Genomic DNA, 737 nt, shown 5'->3' on the forward strand with positions numbered 1-737 from the left:
TGGGGGCTGGCAAAGAGAATGATGGTGCAGCTTTGCTCCTTACATAATGCAAACTCTTTTATAGCTGATTATTCTAAAGGCGGTTGATATTCCCTTTGATAAAGCATAATCCGGTGTATGTGGCATTGAGGCATGTTGCCAAAGCACTCAGATTGATAAAGTCATTGCAGCGTTTGTTTCTATAAGATAAGACACATATTATCTGTGAACATAAATTGTTGCTAGAGAATAACATGTCATCGAAACAAGAAAAAACCAAAGCTCGTTTACCCCGTGGTTTTGTTGATCGCACAAGTGCACAATTATATGCAATCGAAGTTATGATTGCACAAATTCGTCAAGTTTATGAACTTTACGGTTTTGAAGCCCTGGAAACACCAATTTTTGAATATACCGATGTGTTAGGCAAGTTTTTACCTGATGAGGATAGGCCAAATGCTGGGGTTTTTTCTCTACAAGATGATGATGAACAGTGGATGTCTTTGCGTTATGATCTCACTGCACCTCTTGCCCGTTATTTTTCAGAAAATTTTGAAACTTTGCCAAAGCCTTATCGGAGTTATCGTCTAGGCTTTGTTTTTCGCAATGAAAAACCTGGACCGGGACGTTTTCGGCAATTTATGCAATTTGATGCTGATATTGTGGGAACGCCGACAGTTGCTGCAGATGCCGAAATTTGCATGATGGCAGCCGATAGTTTGCAAAAATTAGGATTTCAGCATCATGATTATGTCATT

General features: G+C 39.3%; 1 protein-coding gene. It reads left to right on the forward strand.

Features of this window, described 5'->3' with window-relative positions:
• Positions 1-233: 233 nt before the first annotated feature.
• Positions 234-737 (forward strand): ATP phosphoribosyltransferase regulatory subunit (locus ACFIO5_RS11680; protein ID WP_375705500.1); only part of this gene is annotated, 504 nt, incomplete at its 3' end.

The organism is Bartonella sp. AA86SXKL (assembly GCF_042196885.1).